This window comes from Anabaena sp. CCY 9402-a (assembly GCF_963920945.1).
GTDB lineage: Bacteria > Cyanobacteriota > Cyanobacteriia > Cyanobacteriales > Nostocaceae > Trichormus > Trichormus minutissimus.
The window spans coordinates 1-1486 of record NZ_CAWUDL010000180.1; the positions used below are offsets into that span (position 1 = coordinate 1).

Consider the following 1486-nt stretch of genomic DNA (forward strand, 5'->3'; position numbering starts at 1 on the left):
CTACCGTGTATACACAAGTCAACCCTGAGCGAGTTTCCAGCCTAAAAAGATAGACTCAAATTGCCGTAAACCGCGAACGAGGGTAGGCATTCCCGGAGGTCGTTGAGAGAGATATCCAGACCATCCACCTAAGCGAGCGATGATCCAAGTAGCCCAAGGCAAACAACCTTGTGGATAAGGATTTTGCAGTTTTTGGGTATCGCCTTCAACAGAAGATTGAATTACTCCTAAGCATTGCTGCTGCTGTTCACAAAAGGTAAGCGCAGCAGAAAGCTGAGTATTGTCACGCCCTTCAACCATTTGTAAGGTTCGCACGGCTACGGACAAAGCCAGGATTGTCAGGCGTTGAATAGCGATAACAGACTCTAACTGAGTAGCTTCTAAATTTAATCCTGCTGTTTTGAGGGTGGCAAAGAGTTGTTCAATCTTCCATCGCCATCCGTACCATTGAATCACTCGTAGTGCCTGTTCTAAGCAAACAACTTCGTGTGTTGTCAGCAATCGCCAATGAATCGGTTCTTGTCCGGCGGGAAGTTGAATTTCTTGGGCTTCTACAGCATAAAGGGTAACGCTCTGAGGATAGCCAAAAACGTTCAATTTATCGGGGCGTTGAATTTTCACTCGTCCACAGCGAACAATCAGCATTGCTTCACTTGCCATCCGATTTCGACGTGGATCTGCGGGTACGTTGATAATATAAGTACCTTCACAAGGCTGCTGACTCAAGTAGCCGTAGAGTGATAGAGATTGTCCTAACAATCGACGGTCTTGGCAAGCTCGGATTAGCAGATGATTCTTTTTGTTGGGTACAGTGGCAAATGCCTCAAATAGATCAGATTCCCGGTCACCAATATGAGTTACCATCTTCGCTCTACCCCCGGACAAGCATTTGTGACTCTCCGATGCCGAGGCTAACCATTTGTAAGACTCCTTCTCCTCAATTGGTAAATTTTTATAGCCTCGTTCATGTTTATCTGCATGGTCGATTTCTCGACTCCACAGTTTTAACGTGCTTAATCCCAAAGGAAATCTACTCTCGCCATCCAATACCAGTGTTGGATGGATATAAAACCCTACATCTGTATTGTTTCCTACTACTCCTAATCCGAATGGTGACAGTCTACCTACATGAGACTGCAAGTTGATTTCACTACTATCACTTATCGCTAATACGTGCTTTTCCGCTACACGAAGCTGGCACTCATCCGCAATACTACTTACTAGTTCTGATAGCGTAACGTTTTCATTCTCCAAAAACCGATAATAAGCCATCTGTTCTGCCCAATTTCGACTTATTTGCCGGATATTTATCGATTGGTGCTTTTGCATTGCCTCATATAATGCTGCCCCCTTTTTATCAACCGAGGGTCTCCAAATGCCTTTCCTGGTATCTTCGCAGCGTGAATTAAGATCGGATTATCCACTGTTTTTGCCTCTTGAAAATCCTCTGCATCTACTTTACATCCAACTTGTGTATACACGGTAG

The 1486-nt window shown here is 44.5% G+C and carries 1 protein-coding gene; it reads right to left on the reverse strand.

Annotation, left to right across the window (positions count from 1 at the left end; translation table 11 throughout):
• Nucleotides 1-18 precede the first annotated feature (18 nt).
• On the reverse strand, nt 19-1329 hold the full coding sequence (locus ACM0OR_RS28145; protein ID WP_414579697.1) for an IS4 family transposase: 1311 nt from the start codon (nt 1327-1329) through the stop codon (nt 19-21).
• Between the last annotated feature and the right edge of the window lie 157 nt (nt 1330-1486).